The sequence below is a fragment of the Anaeromassilibacillus sp. D41t1_190614_C2 genome (assembly GCF_015558525.1).
Classification (GTDB): Bacteria; Bacillota; Clostridia; order Oscillospirales; family Acutalibacteraceae; genus Anaeromassilibacillus; species Anaeromassilibacillus stercoravium.
This window is the reverse complement of sequence record NZ_JADMOD010000001.1, coordinates 613,487-631,552: the sequence shown is the minus strand read 5'-3', so window position 1 is coordinate 631,552 and position 18,066 is coordinate 613,487. Positions and strand designations below refer to the sequence as shown.

32 protein-coding genes are annotated in these 18,066 nt (G+C 53.1%); all 32 read right to left on the bottom strand.

What is annotated here, in order from left to right; all coding sequences use genetic code 11:
* Positions 1-87 precede the first annotated feature (87 nt).
* The 32 genes from nagA to rplD all read right to left on the bottom strand — a co-directional run bounded on the left by nagA (position 88) and on the right by rplD (position 18,058).
* Positions 88-1,224, bottom strand: coding sequence for an N-acetylglucosamine-6-phosphate deacetylase (gene nagA, locus I2G69_RS02830; protein ID WP_191448319.1), 1,137 nt, complete (start codon positions 1,222-1,224; stop codon positions 88-90).
* 471 nt (positions 1,225-1,695) lie between these two features.
* Entirely contained in the window at positions 1,696-3,273 is a 1,578-nt protein-coding gene (locus tag I2G69_RS02825; protein WP_191362932.1) for a leucine-rich repeat protein, read from the bottom strand.
* Between the two features lie 276 nt (positions 3,274-3,549).
* Complete coding sequence (gene rplQ, locus I2G69_RS02820) at positions 3,550-3,891, bottom strand: 50S ribosomal protein L17 (protein WP_054324043.1); 342 nt, start codon at positions 3,889-3,891, stop codon at positions 3,550-3,552.
* Positions 3,892-3,926: 35 nt separating this feature from the next.
* Positions 3,927-4,880 (bottom strand): DNA-directed RNA polymerase subunit alpha, encoded by a 954-nt coding sequence (locus tag I2G69_RS02815; RefSeq protein ID WP_087230557.1) that lies wholly within the window; start codon positions 4,878-4,880, stop codon positions 3,927-3,929.
* A 72-nt stretch (positions 4,881-4,952) separates the two neighbouring features.
* Positions 4,953-5,546, bottom strand: coding sequence for a 30S ribosomal protein S4 (rpsD, locus tag I2G69_RS02810; protein WP_087230554.1), 594 nt, complete (start codon positions 5,544-5,546; stop codon positions 4,953-4,955).
* Between the two features lie 24 nt (positions 5,547-5,570).
* Complete coding sequence (rpsK, locus tag I2G69_RS02805) at positions 5,571-5,978, bottom strand: 30S ribosomal protein S11 (protein WP_054324041.1); 408 nt, start codon at positions 5,976-5,978, stop codon at positions 5,571-5,573.
* 19 nt (positions 5,979-5,997) lie between these two features.
* Entirely contained in the window at positions 5,998-6,366 is a 369-nt protein-coding gene (gene rpsM, locus I2G69_RS02800; RefSeq protein ID WP_054324040.1) for a 30S ribosomal protein S13, read from the bottom strand.
* Between the two features lie 129 nt (positions 6,367-6,495).
* A complete protein-coding gene (gene rpmJ / locus I2G69_RS02795) occupies positions 6,496-6,609 on the bottom strand; it encodes a 50S ribosomal protein L36 (protein ID WP_054324039.1) in 114 nt (37 codons plus the stop codon).
* 69 nt (positions 6,610-6,678) lie between these two features.
* Entirely contained in the window at positions 6,679-6,897 is a 219-nt protein-coding gene (gene infA / locus I2G69_RS02790; protein WP_054324038.1) for a translation initiation factor IF-1, read from the bottom strand.
* Positions 6,879-7,166, bottom strand: coding sequence for a KOW domain-containing RNA-binding protein (locus tag I2G69_RS02785; RefSeq protein WP_237966303.1), 288 nt, complete (start codon positions 7,164-7,166; stop codon positions 6,879-6,881). The genes infA and I2G69_RS02785 overlap by 19 nt, the downstream gene beginning before the upstream one ends.
* 12 nt (positions 7,167-7,178) lie before the next feature.
* Complete coding sequence (map, locus tag I2G69_RS02780) at positions 7,179-7,931, bottom strand: type I methionyl aminopeptidase (RefSeq protein ID WP_087230551.1); 753 nt, start codon at positions 7,929-7,931, stop codon at positions 7,179-7,181.
* A 2-nt stretch (positions 7,932-7,933) separates the two neighbouring features.
* On the bottom strand, positions 7,934-8,566 hold the full coding sequence (locus I2G69_RS02775) for an adenylate kinase (protein WP_087230546.1): 633 nt from the start codon (positions 8,564-8,566) through the stop codon (positions 7,934-7,936).
* A 15-nt stretch (positions 8,567-8,581) separates the two neighbouring features.
* On the bottom strand, positions 8,582-9,913 hold the full coding sequence (secY, locus tag I2G69_RS02770) for a preprotein translocase subunit SecY (RefSeq protein ID WP_087230543.1): 1,332 nt from the start codon (positions 9,911-9,913) through the stop codon (positions 8,582-8,584).
* A 1-nt stretch (position 9,914) separates the two neighbouring features.
* Complete coding sequence (gene rplO / locus I2G69_RS02765; RefSeq protein WP_087230540.1) at positions 9,915-10,355, bottom strand: 50S ribosomal protein L15; 441 nt, start codon at positions 10,353-10,355, stop codon at positions 9,915-9,917.
* Positions 10,356-10,383: 28 nt separating this feature from the next.
* Positions 10,384-10,563 (bottom strand): 50S ribosomal protein L30, encoded by a 180-nt coding sequence (gene rpmD / locus I2G69_RS02760; RefSeq protein ID WP_087230537.1) that lies wholly within the window; start codon positions 10,561-10,563, stop codon positions 10,384-10,386.
* Positions 10,564-10,578: 15 nt separating this feature from the next.
* On the bottom strand, positions 10,579-11,046 hold the full coding sequence (gene rpsE, locus I2G69_RS02755; RefSeq protein ID WP_087231000.1) for a 30S ribosomal protein S5: 468 nt from the start codon (positions 11,044-11,046) through the stop codon (positions 10,579-10,581).
* A 57-nt stretch (positions 11,047-11,103) separates the two neighbouring features.
* Positions 11,104-11,463 (bottom strand): 50S ribosomal protein L18, encoded by a 360-nt coding sequence (gene rplR, locus I2G69_RS02750; protein ID WP_087230534.1) that lies wholly within the window; start codon positions 11,461-11,463, stop codon positions 11,104-11,106.
* 14 nt (positions 11,464-11,477) lie between these two features.
* The gene (gene rplF, locus I2G69_RS02745) at positions 11,478-12,026 is read right to left on the bottom strand and encodes a 50S ribosomal protein L6 (RefSeq protein ID WP_087230531.1); all 549 of its coding nucleotides are present in this window, start codon (positions 12,024-12,026) and stop codon (positions 11,478-11,480) included.
* Positions 12,027-12,042: 16 nt separating this feature from the next.
* On the bottom strand, positions 12,043-12,441 hold the full coding sequence (rpsH, locus tag I2G69_RS02740) for a 30S ribosomal protein S8 (RefSeq protein ID WP_087230528.1): 399 nt from the start codon (positions 12,439-12,441) through the stop codon (positions 12,043-12,045).
* Positions 12,442-12,464: 23 nt separating this feature from the next.
* A complete protein-coding gene (locus tag I2G69_RS02735) occupies positions 12,465-12,650 on the bottom strand; it encodes a type Z 30S ribosomal protein S14 (RefSeq protein WP_054324028.1) in 186 nt (61 codons plus the stop codon).
* Between the two features lie 12 nt (positions 12,651-12,662).
* Complete coding sequence (rplE, locus tag I2G69_RS02730) at positions 12,663-13,202, bottom strand: 50S ribosomal protein L5 (RefSeq protein ID WP_191405187.1); 540 nt, start codon at positions 13,200-13,202, stop codon at positions 12,663-12,665.
* Between the two features lie 13 nt (positions 13,203-13,215).
* Complete coding sequence (gene rplX, locus I2G69_RS02725; protein ID WP_087230522.1) at positions 13,216-13,536, bottom strand: 50S ribosomal protein L24; 321 nt, start codon at positions 13,534-13,536, stop codon at positions 13,216-13,218.
* Between the two features lie 16 nt (positions 13,537-13,552).
* Positions 13,553-13,921 (bottom strand): 50S ribosomal protein L14, encoded by a 369-nt coding sequence (gene rplN / locus I2G69_RS02720; protein ID WP_087230518.1) that lies wholly within the window; start codon positions 13,919-13,921, stop codon positions 13,553-13,555.
* 33 nt (positions 13,922-13,954) lie between these two features.
* Complete coding sequence (gene rpsQ, locus I2G69_RS02715; protein ID WP_054324024.1) at positions 13,955-14,212, bottom strand: 30S ribosomal protein S17; 258 nt, start codon at positions 14,210-14,212, stop codon at positions 13,955-13,957.
* A gap of 18 nt (positions 14,213-14,230) precedes the next feature.
* A complete protein-coding gene (gene rpmC / locus I2G69_RS02710; RefSeq protein WP_054324023.1) occupies positions 14,231-14,437 on the bottom strand; it encodes a 50S ribosomal protein L29 in 207 nt (68 codons plus the stop codon).
* The gene (rplP, locus tag I2G69_RS02705) at positions 14,437-14,862 is read right to left on the bottom strand and encodes a 50S ribosomal protein L16 (protein WP_054324022.1); all 426 of its coding nucleotides are present in this window, start codon (positions 14,860-14,862) and stop codon (positions 14,437-14,439) included. Before rplP ends, rpmC begins: the two co-directional genes overlap by 1 nt.
* Positions 14,862-15,527 (bottom strand): 30S ribosomal protein S3, encoded by a 666-nt coding sequence (rpsC, locus tag I2G69_RS02700; RefSeq protein ID WP_087230515.1) that lies wholly within the window; start codon positions 15,525-15,527, stop codon positions 14,862-14,864. Before rpsC ends, rplP begins: the two co-directional genes overlap by 1 nt.
* 19 nt (positions 15,528-15,546) lie before the next feature.
* The gene (rplV, locus tag I2G69_RS02695) at positions 15,547-15,888 is read right to left on the bottom strand and encodes a 50S ribosomal protein L22 (protein ID WP_087230512.1); all 342 of its coding nucleotides are present in this window, start codon (positions 15,886-15,888) and stop codon (positions 15,547-15,549) included.
* A gap of 21 nt (positions 15,889-15,909) precedes the next feature.
* The gene (gene rpsS, locus I2G69_RS02690) at positions 15,910-16,185 is read right to left on the bottom strand and encodes a 30S ribosomal protein S19 (protein WP_054324019.1); all 276 of its coding nucleotides are present in this window, start codon (positions 16,183-16,185) and stop codon (positions 15,910-15,912) included.
* A 26-nt stretch (positions 16,186-16,211) separates the two neighbouring features.
* Positions 16,212-17,045, bottom strand: coding sequence for a 50S ribosomal protein L2 (gene rplB, locus I2G69_RS02685; RefSeq protein ID WP_087230509.1), 834 nt, complete (start codon positions 17,043-17,045; stop codon positions 16,212-16,214).
* A gap of 99 nt (positions 17,046-17,144) precedes the next feature.
* Positions 17,145-17,435 (bottom strand): 50S ribosomal protein L23, encoded by a 291-nt coding sequence (gene rplW / locus I2G69_RS02680; protein WP_191363108.1) that lies wholly within the window; start codon positions 17,433-17,435, stop codon positions 17,145-17,147.
* Positions 17,435-18,058, bottom strand: coding sequence for a 50S ribosomal protein L4 (gene rplD / locus I2G69_RS02675; RefSeq protein WP_087230503.1), 624 nt, complete (start codon positions 18,056-18,058; stop codon positions 17,435-17,437). Before rplD ends, rplW begins: the two co-directional genes overlap by 1 nt.
* Between the last annotated feature and the right edge of the window lie 8 nt (positions 18,059-18,066).

Sequence of the window (18,066 nt, the reverse complement as noted above, 5' to 3'; positions counted from 1 at the left end):
TGCATCCATTTCCATACGTAAAGCGCAAGAAGGATTCTCGATAACCGTCCCTGGGCCAATCTTCCTCACATACGGAAAAATTCCCATTTACCGGTTGTCCACTGCAATCTTCCCACGGGCAATCACCATTTTGATGTTCAAATCATTGTCCAGCACCACGAGGTCGGCAAATTTCCCCACCTTGATGCTGCCGATGTCGGCGTCTTCATGGATTTCGCGCGCCGGATTGATCGTTGCGCTCTTAATCACCTGCTTGAACGGCACGCCAAACCGCACCAGATTGCAAACCTCCTGGTGCATGTTGGTTGTGGAACCAGCGATTGTTCCATCTTTCAAGCGGGCCTGCCCGTCCTTCACGTAGACCGTCTGTCCGCCGAGTTCGGAAATGCCGTCCGGTTCGCCGGCGGCGCGCATGGAGTCGCTGACAATCACGCTCCGGTCCTCGCCGAGCTGACGGAAAGTGACCCGCAGCACCGCCGGATTGATATGGAAGCCGTCGCAGATGATCTCCGCACGCACGCGCTCGTCGTCAAACACTGCGCCAACCACGCCCGGGGAGCGGTGCGTCATCCCGCTCATCGCATTGTACAAGTGTGTCGCGTGGGTAATGCCAATATTGAAAGCATGTTTTGCCTGGTCATAATCCGCATCCGTATGGGCAATCGAGACGGTGCAAAGCTTACTAGCCTTTTTAATAAATTCATCGGCCCCCTCGCATTCCGGCGCAATATCCACCAGCTTGATGATGCCGCCGCAGCCGTCATAGAACCCTTTAAATTCTTCCCAATCGGGATTTTTGACGTACTCGCCCTTCTGCGCACCCTTCTTATTGATCGAGATATACGGACCTTCCATATTGACACCCATAATTGCCGCGCCAAACGGGCGGTCGTCCATGCAGGCTTTGACGGTCGCCAAGGCGTCCTCAATCTCTTCATGGGAGACAGTCATGGTCGTCGGGCAAAAACTGGTTACCCCTTTTGTCACCAAGTGCGCTGCCATTTTCGCCAAGCCCGCAGTGGAGGCATCACAGGTATCCGCTCCCACGCAGGCGTGGATATGAATATCGACAAACCCAGGGACTACCACACAGCCCGTGAGGTCGATTTCTTCCTCCCCATGGAGATCCGGGGCAATGTCGGCAATCCGCTCCCCTTCGGTTGACAGGCAAGCATCCACCAATGTAAATGTGTCGTCCATAATCTTTGCATTTTTCAAAATCATGCGAATTCACCCCATCTTTGTGGGCATTCCACAAGCTGGAATCTGTCTCCTATGAAGGAACGATTCCTTTGAAAACGGCCCATATGTTTTGAAGCATTTCCATCCATTTTTTATTATCCAATGGAAGATAGGTTGAGCCTAGTTTCTGGAAGCCCATTCTATTTTGTTACACTCATTATAGCCCAAATAGTTTCGAGTTACAACTCAACGCACTGGAAATGTCAAAAGAATACACAATTATGCACGTTTTAGCTTCATAAAATTCTTTTTATAAATATTTTTATTTTAGATTTGTATTAAAATATATAAATTATACAATTCGTATATCTTATGACTCAGCGTTGTTCATCAAGGCTCAACTCCGTATCCATCTAATATTTTACTCATTGTATAAATCTATTAAAATAGTACGATTATAAAAGGGCTTCCGCAACTGCGGAAGCCCTTCCTTTAAACTTTTCCTATTTCCGATCAACCGTATGCAATTTGCCCCTCGCAATGTAAGACAACCTTGGAATCGCCCGGCATCTGTGTATACAGCCCCGTCTTTTCACCAGGATTGCCAATAGCCCATACACGGAACGTATAGACATTGCCGCTCTTCCCTACGTATTGTGTTTTGAACACATTGCCATTTCCTACCGTAAAACTCGGCATATTATTGGAACCCGTCACTGTCATCTGGACATCGTAGCTTCTTCCCTTATATACACCGAAATTGACGCTCGGATTGCAGAAAGCAGAACCATTCGGGGAGGTCCCTACCGTCACCGGGAAAGACGCGCTGTAACTGCCGCTCGTAATGGTGATGGTGGCTGTACCAGCAGACTTTCCCTGAATCTGATACAGATACGCATGTGTGTAGCTGCCGCGCAGATCTGCACGATTGGAGCGGTCTGCCTGATACTTGACCGTCACGACGTTTGGATTGCTGCTGGTGCAGGTCGGCGCCGTCGCGGAATTGGTTCTTGCCAGCGGATAATAGACATTTCCTACATTAAAGGAATAGGAACTGGTGTCCAAAGAAAGAGCAGAACCTGAGTTAGCAATTGCATTTGTGGACACCGTGACTGTTAGGCTGGCAGATGCATAGCCAGTCGCAGAAACGGTCAAGGTAGCGGTTCCCGAAGAAACACCGCGCACGGTTACCGTAGAACCGCTCTGTGTCACGCTGACCGCGCTGGAATTCGAAGTAACGCTAAAGCTTCCATTGGTTGGGTTGGTAACCGTAAAGGTATTGCTCCCATTGACCGGAACAGTCAAGGAAGAGGTGCTCAAACGTACTGCCGCACTATAAGAGGAACCCAAATTCTCAAAATCAATGTCGTTTTCCTCCGCATATTTCTGTGCAGCCGTTCCATTATAACCCTTAATCAAAATAAAATCGTCAAAGGCATCATAGCCAATCCGGGTTACGTTCGGCGGGATGGTTATTTCTTCCAAGCTATCGCAACCGGAAAAAGCGCTATCGCCGATGCTGGTGACATGGCTTCCGATGGTAACCGAGCGTAAGTCCATGCAATCCTGGAATGCATTGTCCGGGATTTTTGTTAAGCTTGCGGGCAATACCGCGCTTCTCAGGGATGTACAACCGCTGAACGCCTCAATCCCCATCTTTGTGATGCTATCTGCAAATGTGACCGATGTTAAATTTTCGCAACTTGCAAAAGCACGTTCACCGATCTCTACCGGCCCTTCTTCCATTGATACGCGCTTCACAGTGGAATCCTCAAAAGCGCCATCTGAAATGATGTCAACCGTATTCGGAAGGTAGATATTTTTCTCAGAACCACCACTCGCAAAGATGGAGGAATCTCCGTCGCCGATGCGGGTAATCGTGCGGCTGTTGATCTTACTGGGGATGGTGATGGAAGATTTGGAATCGTAGTATTCTCCATCATCCTCCACACGCACGACCGCATATTTCCCATCCACGCGGTCAACCTCATATGCATCGTCCATATCGGATGCAAACGCTGTACTGCTGAACGCAGAAACAAACATCATTGCCGCTAAAGCCAGCGACAATAGCTTTTTGGCTTTTCTCATACGTTCCTCTCCTTTTTATGTTCATTCAAATTAACTCCGAAACATGACGGTACTTTTACCCAAATTTGGCGGTTTTGGTAAGTACTATTATACTCCACCCGCACATGATTGGCAAGCATACAGGCGGTTACACTTGTGTAATTTCAGATGACAATATTTGGATAAAGAATGCCAGAAATTTCTTCCCCGATTTCGAAACCAAAAGGGAGTTTCTTCGCATAGAAAAAGGACCCTGCACCAAGTGCAGAGCCCCATTCTCTTATGATTATGGATCGATTAGATCAGCTCGATGATCGCCATCTCCGCTGCGTCGCCGCGGCGCGGCCCGAGCTTCGTGATGCGCGTATAACCGCCGTTGCGGTCAGCATACTTCGGCGCAATCTCCGTGAAAAGCTTATTTGTAACAGCTTCCTTTGTGACAAATCCCATCACAAGGCGCTTGCTGTGCAGATCGTTCGTCTTTGCGATCGTAATCATCTTTTCGGCCAGGGAGCGGACCTCCTTAGCACGTGTGACTGTGGTTTCGATCTTGCCGTTCTCAAGAAGGAATGTGACCATCGCACGCAGCATTGCCGTTCTGTGGCTGGTCGCTCTTCCGAGCTTTCTGGTTCCGGGCATCGAATATCACTCCTTTACCTTTGGTTTGCAAGGTCTTATTCGTCGTCCTTGCGCAGATTAAAGCCGAGGGAGGCCAGCTTCCAAACGACCTCCTCCAGGGACTTGCGTCCCAAGTTCCGGACCTTCATCATGTCCTCTTCGGACTTGTTGATGAGGTCTTCCACCGTATTGATTCCAGCGCGCTTGAGGCAATTGAAGGAACGGACGGAGAGATCCAGCTCTTCAATCGTCATTTCCAGCACTTTCTCCTTGCCCTTGTCGTCCTTTTCGACCATAATCTCCGTGCTGCTGCCCTTATCAGACAGGTTGACGAAGAGATTCAAATGCTCAGTCAGGACTTTCGCGGCCAAAGAAACCGCCTCTTGCGCCCCGATCACCCCATTGGTCCAAACCTCCAAGGTGAGCTTATCGTAATCAATGCGCTGGCCCACACGGGTGGGTTCCACATTATAATTCACTTTATAAACAGGAGTGTAGATAGAATCAACCGGAAGCTCGCCGATCACACCCGCAGGCATGTTCTGCTTATTCCGTTCTGCGGGGACATACCCGCGGCCTTTGTCCAGGGTCAGTTCCATATACAGCTTCGCGCCTTCGCCCAGCGTTGCAATGTGCATCTCCGGGTTCAGGATCTCAACCTCGCTGTCGCACTTGATAGAGTCGGCCGTCACCTCACACGGGCCCTCCGCACAGATTTCCACTGTTTTGGGGCCGTCGCAATGGAGTTTCGCGGTCAAACCTTTGATGTTCAGAACAATCTCGGTGACATCCTCCTTAACGCCCGGGACGGTAGAAAACTCGTGCAGCACGCCGTCGATCTTAATCGACGTGACCGCAACGCCCGGCAGGGAGGAAAGCAGTACCCGGCGCAGGCTGTTGCCCAGCGTGGTACCAAAGCCGCGTTCCAGCGGTTCCACTACAAATTTACCGTAGGTTCCGTCATTGCTCAGGATTTCTGTTTCAATTTTTGGCTTCTCAATCTCGATCATTAGCGACCCTCCTTGACATAAAGCGGATGATTCTGCCTGCCATCCTGGTTTTTATGCGGTTAGGCAACTGCATTACTTGGAGTACAACTCAACGATCAAAGTCTCATTGATGTCGAAATCAATGTCGCTTCTCTCAGACAGTGCAACAACCTTGCCCTGCAGAGTCTCTCTGTTCAGCTCCAGCCACTTCGGAATCATGGTAGCCGCATTCTTCTCCAGAATCTGCTTCACATGCTCAGAACCACGGCTTTTCTCGCGGATGGAGATTACCTCGCCCGGGCTAACCTGATAGGACGGAATATCCACGCGCTTGCCATTTACCGTAATATGGCCATGGTTGACCATCTGTCTTGCCTCTCTTCTCGTGTTGGCAAAACCGAGGCGGTAAACAACGTTGTCAAGTCTTCTTTCCAAAAGCTGGAGCAAATTTTCACCCGTAACACCCTGGGTTTTGCTCGCCAGCTCATAGTAATGTCTAAACTGCTTCTCGAGCACGCCATAGATGAACTTTGCCTTCTGCTTCTCATTCAGCTGGACAGCATACTCGCTCTGCTTTCTTCTACCCGGCTTCGGGTTGCGTCTGGTCTCCTTGTTGATGCCCATAACGGTGGGGCTGATTCCCAGTGCCTTGCATCTTTTCAGGATCGGCTGCATATTTTTCGCCATAGCTCGTTTCCTCCTTTTACAAAACTATACACGTCTTCTCTTCGGAGGACGGCATCCATTGTGCGGAATCGGGGTGACATCTTTGATCATGCTGACTTCGAGACCCGCGCCCTGCAGCGCACGGATTGCAGCCTCACGGCCTGCGCCCGGTCCCTTCACATAAACCTCAACCGTCTTCATGCCGTGCTCCATCGCTGCTTTTGCTGCGGTTTCCGCTGCGGTCTGTGCGGCAAAGGGGGTGGACTTTCTGGAACCTCTGAAGCCCAGCTCACCGGAGCTCGCCCAGGAAATCGCGTTGCCCTGGGTGTCGGTGATGGTCACAATCGTGTTATTAAAGGTGGACTGGATATGAGCAGCTCCACGGTCAATATTTTTGCGTTCACGGCGTCTGCGAACAGTAGTACCTCTCTTAGCGCCCTTCTGTGCTGCCATCTTTTAAATCCCTCCCTGCTTATTTCTTCTTGTTGGCCATGGTCTTTCTCGGACCCTTCCGCGTACGTGCGTTGGTCTTCGAACGCTGGCCTCTTACGGGCAGACCCTTGCGGTGACGGAGACCGCGATAGCAACCAATTTCAATCAGTCTCTTGATGTCGAACGCAACGTCGCGGCGAAGGTCGCCTTCCACGCGGCAGTTGTGGTCGATATATTCTCTCAGCTTCGATGCGTCGTCTTCCGTCAGATCTCTTACGCGGATGTCGGGGTTCACACCCGTTGCCTTGCAAATATCCGTGGCGGTCTTGCGGCCAATGCCATAAATATAGGTAAGAGCAATTTCGATGCGCTTGTCTCTGGGCAGATCAATACCTGCTATACGCGCCATACTGTTGCACCTCCAATTAGTCTTTCAAATTGATGGGGATCGTTTCCCCTAAGCGGAACACGGGCTTGGGATTCTTTCCCAGCCTCGCGGTCCCCGCCATCAGGCGGGCCGTGTCTGAAAGCGCAGCTTTCAACCCTGGCGCTGTTTATGCTTCGGGTTGTCACAGATGACCATGACTTTTCCCTTGCGCTTAATGATTTTGCACTTCTCGCAAATCTTTTTGACAGAAGGTCTGACTTTCATTTGTGCGCCCTCCCTTAGTGAAGTCTCGTGTTGAAATTCCGCAAGCTGTCTTGGCCCTGCGAAATCCCTTTATTTCGAACGCCACGTGATGCGGCCGCGGGTCAGATCGTACGGAGAAAGTTCGATCGTGACCTTATCGCCCGGAAGGATGCGGATGAAGTTCATCCGGAGCTTTCCGGAAATGTGGGCCAGCACCTGGTGGTGGTTTTGAAGCTCTACCATAAACATTGCGTTTGGGAGTGCTTCCGTCACAATGCCCTCGGTTTCAATTACGTCCTGTTTTGACATACAGTAGCCTCCTCTTGTGGAAAACAGCTCTTCTCTTCAAACGGACGAAGAGCGTGGCGAATTTCACGGTTGGTTTGCAATGAACCCTCTTCCAAGACCGTCTTGGTCGCTAGAAGATGTTTTTGCTTCTTTCTCTTTGGATGTGAAAGGCTGCGCCGCCTGCCGTTGCAAATCACGGCCATGTCGCCGTCGGCCTCCAGCACCGCGAAGAAGCCGCCTTTGTCCCGCCCGGCAAGGGCGCGGACGACGAGTCCTCTGACAAAATCCATGGTCTCCCCCTTTTATTCCGGCAGAGTCATAATCACCGGTCCGTCCGGGGTGATCGCGATGGTATGCTCAAAGTGCGCAGAAAGCTTTCCATCCGCCGTGACGGTCGTCCAACCGTCCTTCAGCGTTTTGACTTCCTTCACACCGGCGTTGATCATTGGTTCAATTGCGATGGTCATGCCTGGTAACAGGCGCACGCCTCTGCCCGGCGTGCCGTAATTGGGAACACTTGGGTCTTCATGCAGCTTCGCACCTACTCCGTGGCCGACAAAATCCCGTACCACCGAGTAGCCGCGCGCCTCGACATACCGCTGGACCGCGCTGCCAATATCCCCGATGCGGGCCCCGGCCTGGGCGGCCTTGATGCCCTCAAAGAGGCTTTCGCGTGTGACATCCATAAGGCGCTTGGCTTCCTCGCTTACATCCCCACACGGGAAGGTATATGCATTGTCGCCATTAAATCCCTCGTAAAAGGCGCCAGTGTCAATGCTGACAATGTCGCCCTCCTTGAGGATGATCTCCTTATGGGGTATGCCGTGGATCACCACATCGTTTACAGAGACACATGCGCTGCCCGGAAAACCGCCGTAACCAAGGAAGTTGGGCTTTCCGCCCTCTTCCTCGATCGCGCGGCGGACAACGCGGTCGATCTCCCAGGTGGAAACCCCGGGTTCGACCGCTTCGCCAGCCAGCCTCAGTGCTTTCGCAGAGATCCGGCACGCTTCCCGCATAATTGCGAGCTCGCGGCTGGTTTTAAGCACAATCATGGTTACGCCTCTAATGCTGCCAACGTCAGTTTGGTGGTGTCGGCCACTTCTTCCTGACCTTCTACAATGCGGAGCTTGCCCTGCTTCTCATAGTAATCCTTGAGAGGCTCGGTCTGCTCGTGGTAGACATGCAGGCGTTCTTTCACTGTATCCGGATGGTCATCCTTGCGCTGAACGAGGGCGCCTCCGCACTTGCCGCATTTGCCCTCTACTTCCGGCTTATTGTAAAGCAGGTGGTAGGTGGCGCCGCAAGTTTCGCAGACACGGCGTCCGGACATACGCTCCACAATCTTGTCATCGGCCACTTCGATGTCGATCACCTTGTCGATGACAATGCCCATCTTGTCCAGAGCCTCGGCCTGGGGGATGGTGCGCGGGAAACCGTCCAGCACGAAACCGTTCTTGCAATCGTCCTGCGCCAAACGCTCCTTGACGATGCCGATCACGACCTCATCGGGTACAAGCTTGCCTGCGTCCATGAAGGACTTTGCCTTCAAGCCCATCTCCGTGCCGCTCTTCAGCGCTTCGCGGATCATATTCCCCGTGGAAATCGCGGGGATGGATAAATGCTGGCAGATGACCTCTGCCTGGGTTCCTTTACCGGCGCCCGGTGCGCCAAGAAGAATCAGATTCATACCATTTCCTCCTTATCAGTCAAGGAAACCTTTGTAATGGCGCATCATCATCTGGGATTCCATCTGTTTCATGGTATCCAGCGCAACGCCAACCAAGATGATGATAGAAGTACCACCCAAGGAGAGGTTGTGCATACCAGTAACAGCACCGAAGAGAATCGGCAGCAACGCAATCACCGCGAGGAACAACGCGCCAATCAACGTAATCTTGGAAAGAATCTTCGAAATAAAATCAGAAGTCGGCTTGCCGGGGCGGATGCCCGGGATGGTGCCATTATTCTGACGAAGATTATTGGCCATCTCAATCGGATTATACTGGATGGTTACATAGAAGTAAGCAAACAGGATAATCAGAATGAAATACAATACCGAGTAGAGCCAGCCCGTGGAAGAAAATGCCTCAAAGAAGGACTGCCAGAAGCCCGACACATTGGTGCCCATGAAGAGCTGGATTGTGCTCGGAATGGAGAGGATCGAGCTTGCGAAGATGATCGGCATAACGCCGGACATCGCAACCTTGATCGGGATATGCGTGCTCTGGCCGCCGTACATCTTCCGGCCAACCACACGCTTTGCATACTGAACCGGGATGCGGCGCTCGGAATCGTTCATGAAAGCGATTACCCAGATCACAGCCAGGAACAGGATCACAAAGAGCGGGACAAATGCATAATACTGTCCATAGTTGGACGGGTCTGCAATTGCAGCCGAGATATACTGGGTAAGCAAACGGATGGTGTGCGGCATTCTTGCCACGATACCAGCAAACAGGAGGATGGAAATACCGTTTCCAATGCCCTTCTGGTTGATCTGCTCGCCCATCCACATCATGATTGCCGTACCAGCGGTAAACGCCAGGATAATGACAATCGCTGCGAATACCTGCTCCCAGCCCGAGGTATACAGGGCAATCGGAGCGCCCTGATAGGTGCTGTTGCGCAGATAGAAGTAATACGCGGTACCTTGGATCAAGCCCAAAGCAACTGTGACGTAACGTGTAATGGTCGCAATTCTCTTGCGCCCTTCCTCGCCTTCCTTCGCCATACGCTCCAGGGGAGGAATGGCAACTGTCAACAACTGCATAATGATGGAACTGTTGATGTACGGGCTAATGCCCATTGCAAACATGGTCGCATTTGCGAAGGCGCCGCCGGACAACATATCCAGGTAGCTGAGTGCATTCCCCGTCTCGTTGACCGTGCCCATCAAGCCCTGCAAGGCATCGACATCCAGGAACGGGACCGGGATCGTGGCGCCGAAACGGAACACCACGATAATCAACAGAGTAAAGAGGATCTTTTTGCGCAGATCCGGGATACTCCAGGCATTCTTAATTGTCTTAAACAACTCAGATCACCTCTGCCTTCCCACCGGCGGCCTCAATCTTCTGCTTTGCAGCTTCGGAATAGGCAGTGACCTTGACGGTTAACTTCTTTGTGAGTGCGCCGTTGCCGAGAATCTTAACGCCGTCGCAGGTTTTCTTGACGATCCCCGCATCCTTGAGCGCCTGCGCGTCAACAACCGCGCCTGTCTCAAACTTCTCCAGCGCGCTTACATTGATCGCCACGATGGTTTTGGCAAAAATATTGTTGAATCCTCTCTTCGGAACACGTCTCTGCAGAGGCATCTGGCCGCCTTCAAAGCCCGGACGCATGCCGTGGCCTGCTCTGGCCTTTTGACCCTTGTGACCTTTGCCCGCGGTCTTGCCCTGTCCAGAGCCGTGGCCTCTGCCGATCCGCTTGGATTCCTTTGTGGAACCCGGCGTCGCAGTTAGATCATGCAAATTCATTTTACTCGCACCTCCTTGCTTGCTTAGCTTACGCTTCGACTACCTCGACGAGGTGGACGATCTTGGCCACCTTACCTTTGGTCTGGTCGTTGTCCGGCTGAACGGACTCGTCACCAATTTTGCGAAGACCAAGCGCCTGGGCGGTTGCAATCTGGTCTTTTTTGCTGCCGATAAGGCTTCTTACCAGCTTTACTTTGATCTGTGCCATCTTGCTTCCCCCTCCTTAAAGAATATCCTGCACGGACTTGCCGCGGATTGCGGCAACTTCCTCCGCCGTGCGCAGCTGGGCCATGCCGGCCAACGTCGCGCGGACAACATTGCACGGATTGTTGGAACGCAGCGCCTTGGTACGGATATCCTTGATACCCACAGCCTCGACCACCGCACGAACCGGGCCGCCGGCGATGACGCCGGTACCGGGTGCCGCAGGCTTCATCAGGACGCGGCCTGCGCCGTACTCGCCGATGATCTCATGCGGGATCGTACCGCCGCGCATAGCGACCTTGATCAGGTTCTTCTTGGCGTCCTCAATGCCCTTGCGGATCGCCTCGGGAACTTCGCCTGCTTTACCAATGCCGAAACCAACGGTGCCTTTTCCGTCGCCCACCACGACGAGCGCAGCAAACTTGAAGATACGGCCGCCCTTGACGGTCTTACTTACACGGTTGATTGCGACTACATGCTCCTGCATCTCATCCTGAGACTGCTGTCTGGGTGCGTCAAATCTAGCCAAAAGTATCCCTCCTTCTTAGAACTTGAGGCCGCCCTCGCGGGCGCCTTCGGCCAGCTCTTTGACGCGGCCGTGGAAAATATAACCGCCGCGGTCAAATACGACCTGGGAAATGCCCTTTTCAGCGGCGCGTTTAGCGATCATCTCGCCAACTTTGCGTGCGGCTTCCTTGTTTCCGCCGTTACCATTGAACTCCTTGTCCAGGGAAGAAGCTGCCACGAGGGTAACTCCTTTTACATCGTCGATGATCTGGGCGTAGATGTTTTTGGTAGAGCGAAATACATTCAGGCGCGGGCACTCTGCGGTGCCGGAAATCTTGCCGCGCACTCTCTTGTGGCGGTTCAATCTGGCTTTGTTTGTATCAGCCTTATTCACCATTTGTCATTCACTCCTTACTTCTTGGCGCCCTTACCGGCCTTGCCTTCCTTATGACGGACAAATTCGCCAGTATAGCGGATACCCTTGCCCTTGTACGGCTCCGGCGGACGCTTCTCGCGGACTTCCGCCGCAAACTGGCCGACCTTCTGTTTGTCCGGGCCCAGGATCACGATCTTGTTCGCGGACGGGCACTCAATCGTGATACCGTCAACCTCCGGAACAATCACCTGATGGGAATAGCCCAGGTTCATAACGAGGTTCTTACCCTGCTTCTGCACACGGTAGCCGACGCCGTTGACGTCCAGCTCCTTCTTAAAGCCCTCCGTTACGCCGATCACCATGTTGTGGATGAGCGTACGGGTCAGGCCGTGCAGAGAGCGGTTCTGTTTTTCATCGTTCGGACGGGTCACAAGGATCTCATTGCCCTCCACAGCCACCGTCATGTTCGGGTGGAACTGCTGGGTGAGGGTTGCCTTCGGGCCCTTGACCGTGATAACGTTGCCGTCGACTTTGACGTTGACGCCAGCGGGAATATTTATGGGTTTTCTTCCAATTCGAGACATTTCTGCACCCCCTTAATTACCAAATAAATGCGAGGACCTCTCCGCCAACATTCTCCTTGCGGGCCTGACGGTCCGTCATGACGCCCTTGGACGTGGAGATGATCGCGACGCCCAGGCCTTTCATGACCTTCGGCAGCTCCTCAGCGCTGGAATAAATGCGAAGGCCCGGCTTGGATACCCGGCGCAGACCCTTGATGACCGGGGTCTTGCCCTCGCCATATTTCAAATTGACCTTGATGATGCCCTGCTTGCCGTCCTCAACGACCGTATAATTCTTTACATAGCCCTCGTCCACCAGAATCTGCACGATGGCCTTCTTCATGTTGGAAGCGGGGATGTCAACGGAATCATGCTTTGCGGAAACCGCATTGCGAATACGGGTGAGCAAATCAGCAATTGTATCTGTAATTTGCATACCGTTACCTCCTTTGCTAAGCTTTACCAGCTGGCCTTTTTCACGCCCGGAATCTCACCCTTGTAGGCGAGCTCGCGGAAGCAGATGCGGCAAATTCCGAACTTGCGAAGATAGGCATGCGGCCTGCCACAGATTTTGCATCTGTTATACGCACGGGAAGAATACTTCGCCGGTCTACGCTGTTTGATTTTCATAGAAGTCTTGGCCACAATAATCCCTCCTTATTTCGCAAACGGGGCGCCCATGAGGGACAAAAGCTCTCTGGATTCCTCGTCGGTGTTTGCGGTAGTCACGAAACAGATGTCCATTCCGCGGACCTTATCGATCTTATCATAGTCGATCTCCGGGAAGATCAACTGTTCTTTGATGCCCAAATTGTAATTGCCGCGGCCATCAAAAGAGTTCGGGTTGATGCCTCTGAAGTCTCTGACGCGCGGGAGCGCAACATTGAAGAGACGGTCCACAAACTCATACATGCGGTCTCCTCTGAGCGTTACCTTCACGCCAATGTTCATGCCCTCACGGAGCTTGAAGTTTGCAACCGACTTCTTCGCCTTGCAGATCATCGGCTTCTGGCCGGTGATGGCTGCGAGATCCGTCATAATGGCGTCGATCACCTTCGCGTTGTCCTTCGCTTCGCCGGCGCCAACATTGATGACGACCTTGTCGAGCTTCGGGATCTGCATCACGCTTTTATAGGAAAACTTCTTCATCAGCGCCGGAGCGACATCTTTTTTGTAGGTTTCCTTAAGTCTGGCCATGTTTTATCCTCCCTTACAGCGACTCACGGCATTTTGCACAAATGCGTTCCTTGGTGCCGTCTTCATAAACCTTATGTGCGACACGCGTCGGTTTGCCGCAGCGCGGGCAGACAATCTGGACCTTGCAGGCATAGATAGCGCTTTCAGCCTGGACAATGCCAGCCTGGTCGCCCATCTTGCGGGCCTTCACATGCTTGCTGACCATGTTGCGGCCCTCGATGATCACTTTGCCTTCCTTCGGGCTCACGGCGAGAACCTTGCCCTTCTTGCCGCGGTCTCTTCCGCTGATAATGATGACGGTGTCACCCGTTTTTACATGAACTTTGTTATTCATCAGTGAGCACCTCCCATTACAGCACTTCGGGGGCAAGGCTCAGGATCTTCATGTAATCCTTATCGCGCAGCTCTCTTGCCACAGGCCCAAAGATACGCGTCCCCCTCGGATTCTTATCTTCTTTGATGATGACGGCTGCATTCTCGTCAAAACGGATGTAGGTGCCGTCGTCGCGGCGTACGCCGGAAGCGGTGCGGACAACAACCGCCTTCACAACTTCGCCCTTTTTCACCTGGCCGCCGGGCGCTGCCTTCTTAACGGAAGCAACGACCACGTCGCCAATATTTGCATACCTTCTGCCGGTACCGCCGAGAACGCGGATGCACATAAGCTCCTTCGCGCCGGTGTTGTCGGCCACTTTCAGGTAGGTCTGCTGTTGTATCACAGTGCGTTCCTCCTTCGCTTAAGCCAAACGAACTTATTTGGCCTTCTCAATAATCTCGACGAGACGCCATCTCTTCTCTTTGCTGAGCGGACGGGTCTCCATCACACGCACGCGGTCACCGATGGAGCATTCGTTGTTCTCATCATGTGCCTTCAGCTTAACGGTACGTTTGATAACTTTCTTATACAGCGGATGCTTCACGCTGTCCTCAATGGCAACGACGACGGTCTTATCCATCTTGTTGCTGACAACTCTGCCAACCTCTGTTTTTCTCAAATTACGATCGCTCACAGTTAATCCTCCCTTCCGTTACGCCTTCGCGCTGTCCTTGATCTCGTTCTCGCGCAGAACCGTCTTCACGCGCGCGATGTCCTTCTTCACAGCGGAGATGCGCATCGGGTTATCGAGCTGATTAATAGCAAGCTGGAAGCGCAGGTTGAAAAGCTCGGCCTTGAGGTCTTTCAGCTTACTTTCCAGTTCTGCAGTTGTTAAATCTCTGACTTCTGAGGCCTTCATTACTGCTCACCACCCGTTCCTTCCTTTTTGACAAACTTGCACTTAATCGGCAGCTTGTTGGATGCAAGACGCAATGCTTCTCTGGCGGTCTCCTCGGAGACGCCGCCGATTTCAAACATCACTCTGCCTGGCTTAACAACGGCCACCCAGTATTCCGGGGAACCTTTACCGGAACCCATTCGGGTTTCAGCCGGTTTCTCAGTGATCGGCTTATCCGGGAAAATTTTGATCCAAACTTTACCGAATCTCTTGCAGTAACGTGTCATAGCAACACGAGCTGCTTCAATCTGGTTGGAGGTGATCCACGCCGGCTCCATGGCCTGGAGGCCAAAATCGCCGTAGGTCACCGTATTGCCGCGATATGCCTTGCCGGTCAGACGGCCACGATGCACTCTGCGGTATTTTACACGCTTAGGCAACAGCATTATTTATTGCCTCCTTCCCTGCGGGGCTTGCGGTTATCGTTGAGAACCTCGCCCTTGTAGAGCCACACCTTAACGCCGATACGGCCATAGGTGGTGGCGGCTTCTGCAAAGCCGTAATCGATGTCCGCGCGAATGGTCTGCAGCGGAATCGTTCCGTCGTGATACTGCTCCGTTCTAGCGATTTCTGCACCGCCCAGACGTCCGGAGACCTGGGTCTTGATACCCTTTGCGCCGAGCTTCATCGCGCGGCCGATGCACTGCTTCATCGCGCGGCGGAAAGAAATTCTCTTTTCCAGCTGCTGTGCGATGTTCTCTGCGATCAGCTGAGCGTTGAGGTCCGGGGACTTCACTTCAACAATATTGATGGCAACCGGCTTGCCGAGCATCTTTTCGCACTGGAGGCGGAGCTTTTCGATCTCTGCGCCACCCTTGCCGATGACCATGCCGGGTTTTGCACAGTGGATATGAACGCGCACCTTGGAGGCATCGCGCTCGATTTCAATCTTGGGAACGCCAGCGGCTGCCAGCTGCTTCTTCAAGGTCTTGCGCAGGTTGTAATCTTCAACGAGCGTATCGCCGAAAACATTGTCCTTCGCGAACCAGCGGGAATCCCAATCTTTAATTACGCCCACACGGAAACCATGTGGATTTACTTTCTGGCCCATAGTTTACCTCCTCATCTGCTTATTCTTTTTCCTTGAGCACGAGGGTGACGTGCGAAGTTCTCTTCTCGATTCTATACGCGCGGCCCTGCGCTCTGGGACGGATGCGCTTGAGGATCGGGCCCGGACATACGAAGCACTCTGCTACGTACAGTCTGGATACATCCATGTTATGGTTATTCTCAGCATTCGCCATGGCCGACTTCAACAGCTTTTGAAGATATTCACAAGCGGCCTTGGGGGTATTCTTGAGGATAGCCATTGCAACGTCCACCGGCTTGTTGCGAATCAGGTCCAGTACGATGGACACTTTACGGGGAGAAATACGGGCGTATTTCAGATAAGCCCTTGCTTCTGCTTCCATTGTCTATACTCCTTTCGGCCCTTATTTACCAGTTGTTTTGGAACCGGCATGGCCCTTAAAGGTTCTGGTCGGGGCAAACTCGCCGAGTTTGTGGCCAACCATGTCCTCCGTGACATACACCGGAACATGCTTGCGGCCGTCATGGACCGCGATGGTGTGGCCTACGAAATCCGGGAAGATCACGGACGCTCTGCTCCAGGTCTTCACGATCTTCTTTTCGCCGGCCGCATTCATTTCCTGAATCCTTTTCAGCAGCACAGGCTGTACAAAAGGACCCTTTTTAATGCTTCTGCTCATACGTTACAAGCTCCTTTCCGTACGCCTTATTTGCCGTTTCTACGTTTCACAATGAACTTATCGGAACGGTTGTGGTGGGCGCGCGTCTTATAGCCGAGCGCCGGCTTGCCCCACGGGGTCATCGGGCCCGGATGTCCAATCGGCGATTTGCCTTCGCCGCCGCCGTGCGGGTGGTCGTTCGGGTTCATGACGGAACCGCGGACGGTCGGTCTCCAACCCATGTGACGCTTGCGGCCCGCTTTACCGATCTTCACGTTCTCGTGGTCGATATTGCTGACCTGGCCAACGGTAGCCATGCAGGTTGCGGGGACATTGCGGAGCTCGCCGGACGGCAGTCTCAGAAGAGCCATGCCGTTTTCCTTTGCCATCAGCTGCGCCATGTTACCAGCTGCACGTGCCAGCTGTGCGCCCTTGCCGGGATACAGCTCAACGTTGTGGACAAAGGTACCGGTCGGGATATTGGCGAGCGGCAGCGCGTTGCCCGGCTTGATGTCCGCAGACGCGCCGGAGACGACCACGTCGCCGACCTTCAGGCCGTGCGGTGCGATGATGTAGCGCTTCTCGCCGTCTTCATACTGAACAAGCGCGATAAACGCGGAACGGTTCGGATCGTACTCCAGCGTGAGCACGGTTGCCGGCATATCCGCCTTCTGGCGCTTGAAATCGATGATGCGGTACTTTTTGCGATTGCCGCCGCCGCGGTGACGGACGGTGATTCTGCCATAGCTGTTGCGGCCGGAATGGTTCTTCTTGGAAGCCAAAAGGCTCTTTTCCGGTGCAACCTTGGAAAGGCCCGTATAATCCGTTACGGACATATTCCGTCTGGCATTGGTTGTCGGTTTATAGTTAGTAATAGGCATTTCGGTTTCACACTCCTCATGATGGCTTTGCGGGACGTTGCCGACGCCCCATACCTTGCCGAAGACATTGGGCGCGCTCTAGGGGCGCATCCGGTCTTCTTACATCATACCTTCAAAGAATTCGATGGACTTGCTGTCCTCGGTCAGGGTAACGACGGCCTTCTTCCAAGAAGGAGTGTAGCCCTCGGTTCTTCCCTGGCGGCGGAGATGTCCGCGCACATGCAGGGTGTTGACCTTGCTGACCTTTACGCCAAAGAGCTCTTCTACCGCTCTTTTGATGTCAACCTTTGTCGCGCTCTTTGCGACTTCAAAGGTGTACTTCTTCATGCCGATACCGGCCATGCTTTTTTCCGTGATAATGGGGCGGATGACGATGTCCTGTGCTACCATTATGCATACACCTCCTCAATCTGAGAGACGGCGTCCTTCACAACGACGAACTTGTCGGCGTTGAGGATGTCGTAGACGTTCAAGGTGTTCACCATTGCGGTCTTCACGCCCGGGATGTTTGCTGCGGAAGCAACCACCTTGCTGTTGAGCTCGGGCAGAACGATCAGCGTCTTCTTTTCGGAGCCGATTGCCTTAAGCATGTTAGCAATGGTCTTGGTCTTGTATTCGTCCAGTGCGATCTTATCCAGAACGATCATGTTGCTGCTGGCAACCTTGCTGGAGAGCGCGGACTTCATTGCAAGACGGCGTACCTTTTTATTTAAAGTATAACGATAGCTGCGCGGCTTCGGCGCAAACACGATGCCGCCGTGCGTCCACTGGGGCGCGCGGGTGGAACCCTGTCTGGCATGGCCGGTGCCCTTCTGTCTCCACGGCTTCTTGCCGCCGCCGGAAACTTCAGCGCGGGTCAGTGCCGACTGTGTGCCGTGGCGCTGGTTGGCGAGGTAATTCTTAACCACGTCGTGCATCACGCTCACATTGGGCTCAATTCCAAATACGGACTCGGACAGGTCGATCTTTTCGATCTCCTTGCCAGCCATATCGAGTACTGCTACTGTAGGCATACCAAATC

Excerpts from the sequence above, each read along its gene's own strand:
- rpmC (WP_054324023.1), bottom strand. The coding sequence starts at position 14,437 with ATGAAGGCCTCAGAAGTCAGAGATTTAACAACTGCAGAACTGGAAAGT.
- rplX (WP_087230522.1), bottom strand. The coding sequence starts at position 13,536 with ATGAATAACAAAGTTCATGTAAAAACGGGTGACACCGTCATCATTATC.
- rpsS (WP_054324019.1), bottom strand. The coding sequence starts at position 16,185 with ATGAGCAGAAGCATTAAAAAGGGTCCTTTTGTACAGCCTGTGCTGCTG.
- nagA (WP_191448319.1), bottom strand. The coding sequence starts at position 1,224 with ATGATTTTGAAAAATGCAAAGATTATGGACGACACATTTACATTGGTG.
- rpmJ (WP_054324039.1), bottom strand. The coding sequence starts at position 6,609 with ATGAAAGTCAGACCTTCTGTCAAAAAGATTTGCGAGAAGTGCAAAATC.
- rplF (WP_087230531.1), bottom strand. The coding sequence starts at position 12,026 with ATGTCTCGAATTGGAAGAAAACCCATAAATATTCCCGCTGGCGTCAAC.
- rplW (WP_191363108.1), bottom strand. The coding sequence starts at position 17,435 with ATGGTAGCACAGGACATCGTCATCCGCCCCATTATCACGGAAAAAAGC.
- rplP (WP_054324022.1), bottom strand. The coding sequence starts at position 14,862 with ATGCTGTTGCCTAAGCGTGTAAAATACCGCAGAGTGCATCGTGGCCGT.
- rplQ (WP_054324043.1), bottom strand. The coding sequence starts at position 3,891 with ATGCCCGGAACCAGAAAGCTCGGAAGAGCGACCAGCCACAGAACGGCA.
- rpsE (WP_087231000.1), bottom strand. The coding sequence starts at position 11,046 with ATGCAGGAGCATGTAGTCGCAATCAACCGTGTAAGTAAGACCGTCAAG.
- rpsC (WP_087230515.1), bottom strand. The coding sequence starts at position 15,527 with ATGGGCCAGAAAGTAAATCCACATGGTTTCCGTGTGGGCGTAATTAAA.
- rpsH (WP_087230528.1), bottom strand. The coding sequence starts at position 12,441 with ATGCAAATTACAGATACAATTGCTGATTTGCTCACCCGTATTCGCAAT.
- rpsK (WP_054324041.1), bottom strand. The coding sequence starts at position 5,978 with ATGGCAGCACAGAAGGGCGCTAAGAGAGGTACTACTGTTCGCAGACGC.
- I2G69_RS02785 (WP_237966303.1), bottom strand. The coding sequence starts at position 7,166 with ATGGATTTTGTCAGAGGACTCGTCGTCCGCGCCCTTGCCGGGCGGGAC.
- rplD (WP_087230503.1), bottom strand. The coding sequence starts at position 18,058 with ATGCCTACAGTAGCAGTACTCGATATGGCTGGCAAGGAGATCGAAAAG.
- rplE (WP_191405187.1), bottom strand. The coding sequence starts at position 13,202 with ATGGCCAGACTTAAGGAAACCTACAAAAAAGATGTCGCTCCGGCGCTG.
- rpsD (WP_087230554.1), bottom strand. The coding sequence starts at position 5,546 with ATGGCGAAAAATATGCAGCCGATCCTGAAAAGATGCAAGGCACTGGGA.
- rpsM (WP_054324040.1), bottom strand. The coding sequence starts at position 6,366 with ATGGCGCGTATAGCAGGTATTGATCTGCCCAGAGACAAGCGCATCGAA.
- I2G69_RS02775 (WP_087230546.1), bottom strand. The coding sequence starts at position 8,566 with ATGAATCTGATTCTTCTTGGCGCACCGGGCGCCGGTAAAGGAACCCAG.
- infA (WP_054324038.1), bottom strand. The coding sequence starts at position 6,897 with ATGTCAAAACAGGACGTAATTGAAACCGAGGGCATTGTGACGGAAGCA.
- rplR (WP_087230534.1), bottom strand. The coding sequence starts at position 11,463 with ATGGTGAATAAGGCTGATACAAACAAAGCCAGATTGAACCGCCACAAG.
- rplV (WP_087230512.1), bottom strand. The coding sequence starts at position 15,888 with ATGGAAGCAGAAGCAAGGGCTTATCTGAAATACGCCCGTATTTCTCCC.
- rpmD (WP_087230537.1), bottom strand. The coding sequence starts at position 10,563 with ATGGCACAGATCAAAGTAAAGCTGGTAAGAAGCCTTATCGGCAGCAAA.
- I2G69_RS02825 (WP_191362932.1), bottom strand. The coding sequence starts at position 3,273 with ATGAGAAAAGCCAAAAAGCTATTGTCGCTGGCTTTAGCGGCAATGATG.
- I2G69_RS02815 (WP_087230557.1), bottom strand. The coding sequence starts at position 4,880 with ATGATCGAGATTGAGAAGCCAAAAATTGAAACAGAAATCCTGAGCAAT.
- rplB (WP_087230509.1), bottom strand. The coding sequence starts at position 17,045 with ATGCCTATTACTAACTATAAACCGACAACCAATGCCAGACGGAATATG.
- rplO (WP_087230540.1), bottom strand. The coding sequence starts at position 10,355 with ATGAATTTGCATGATCTAACTGCGACGCCGGGTTCCACAAAGGAATCC.
- map (WP_087230551.1), bottom strand. The coding sequence starts at position 7,931 with ATGATTGTGCTTAAAACCAGCCGCGAGCTCGCAATTATGCGGGAAGCG.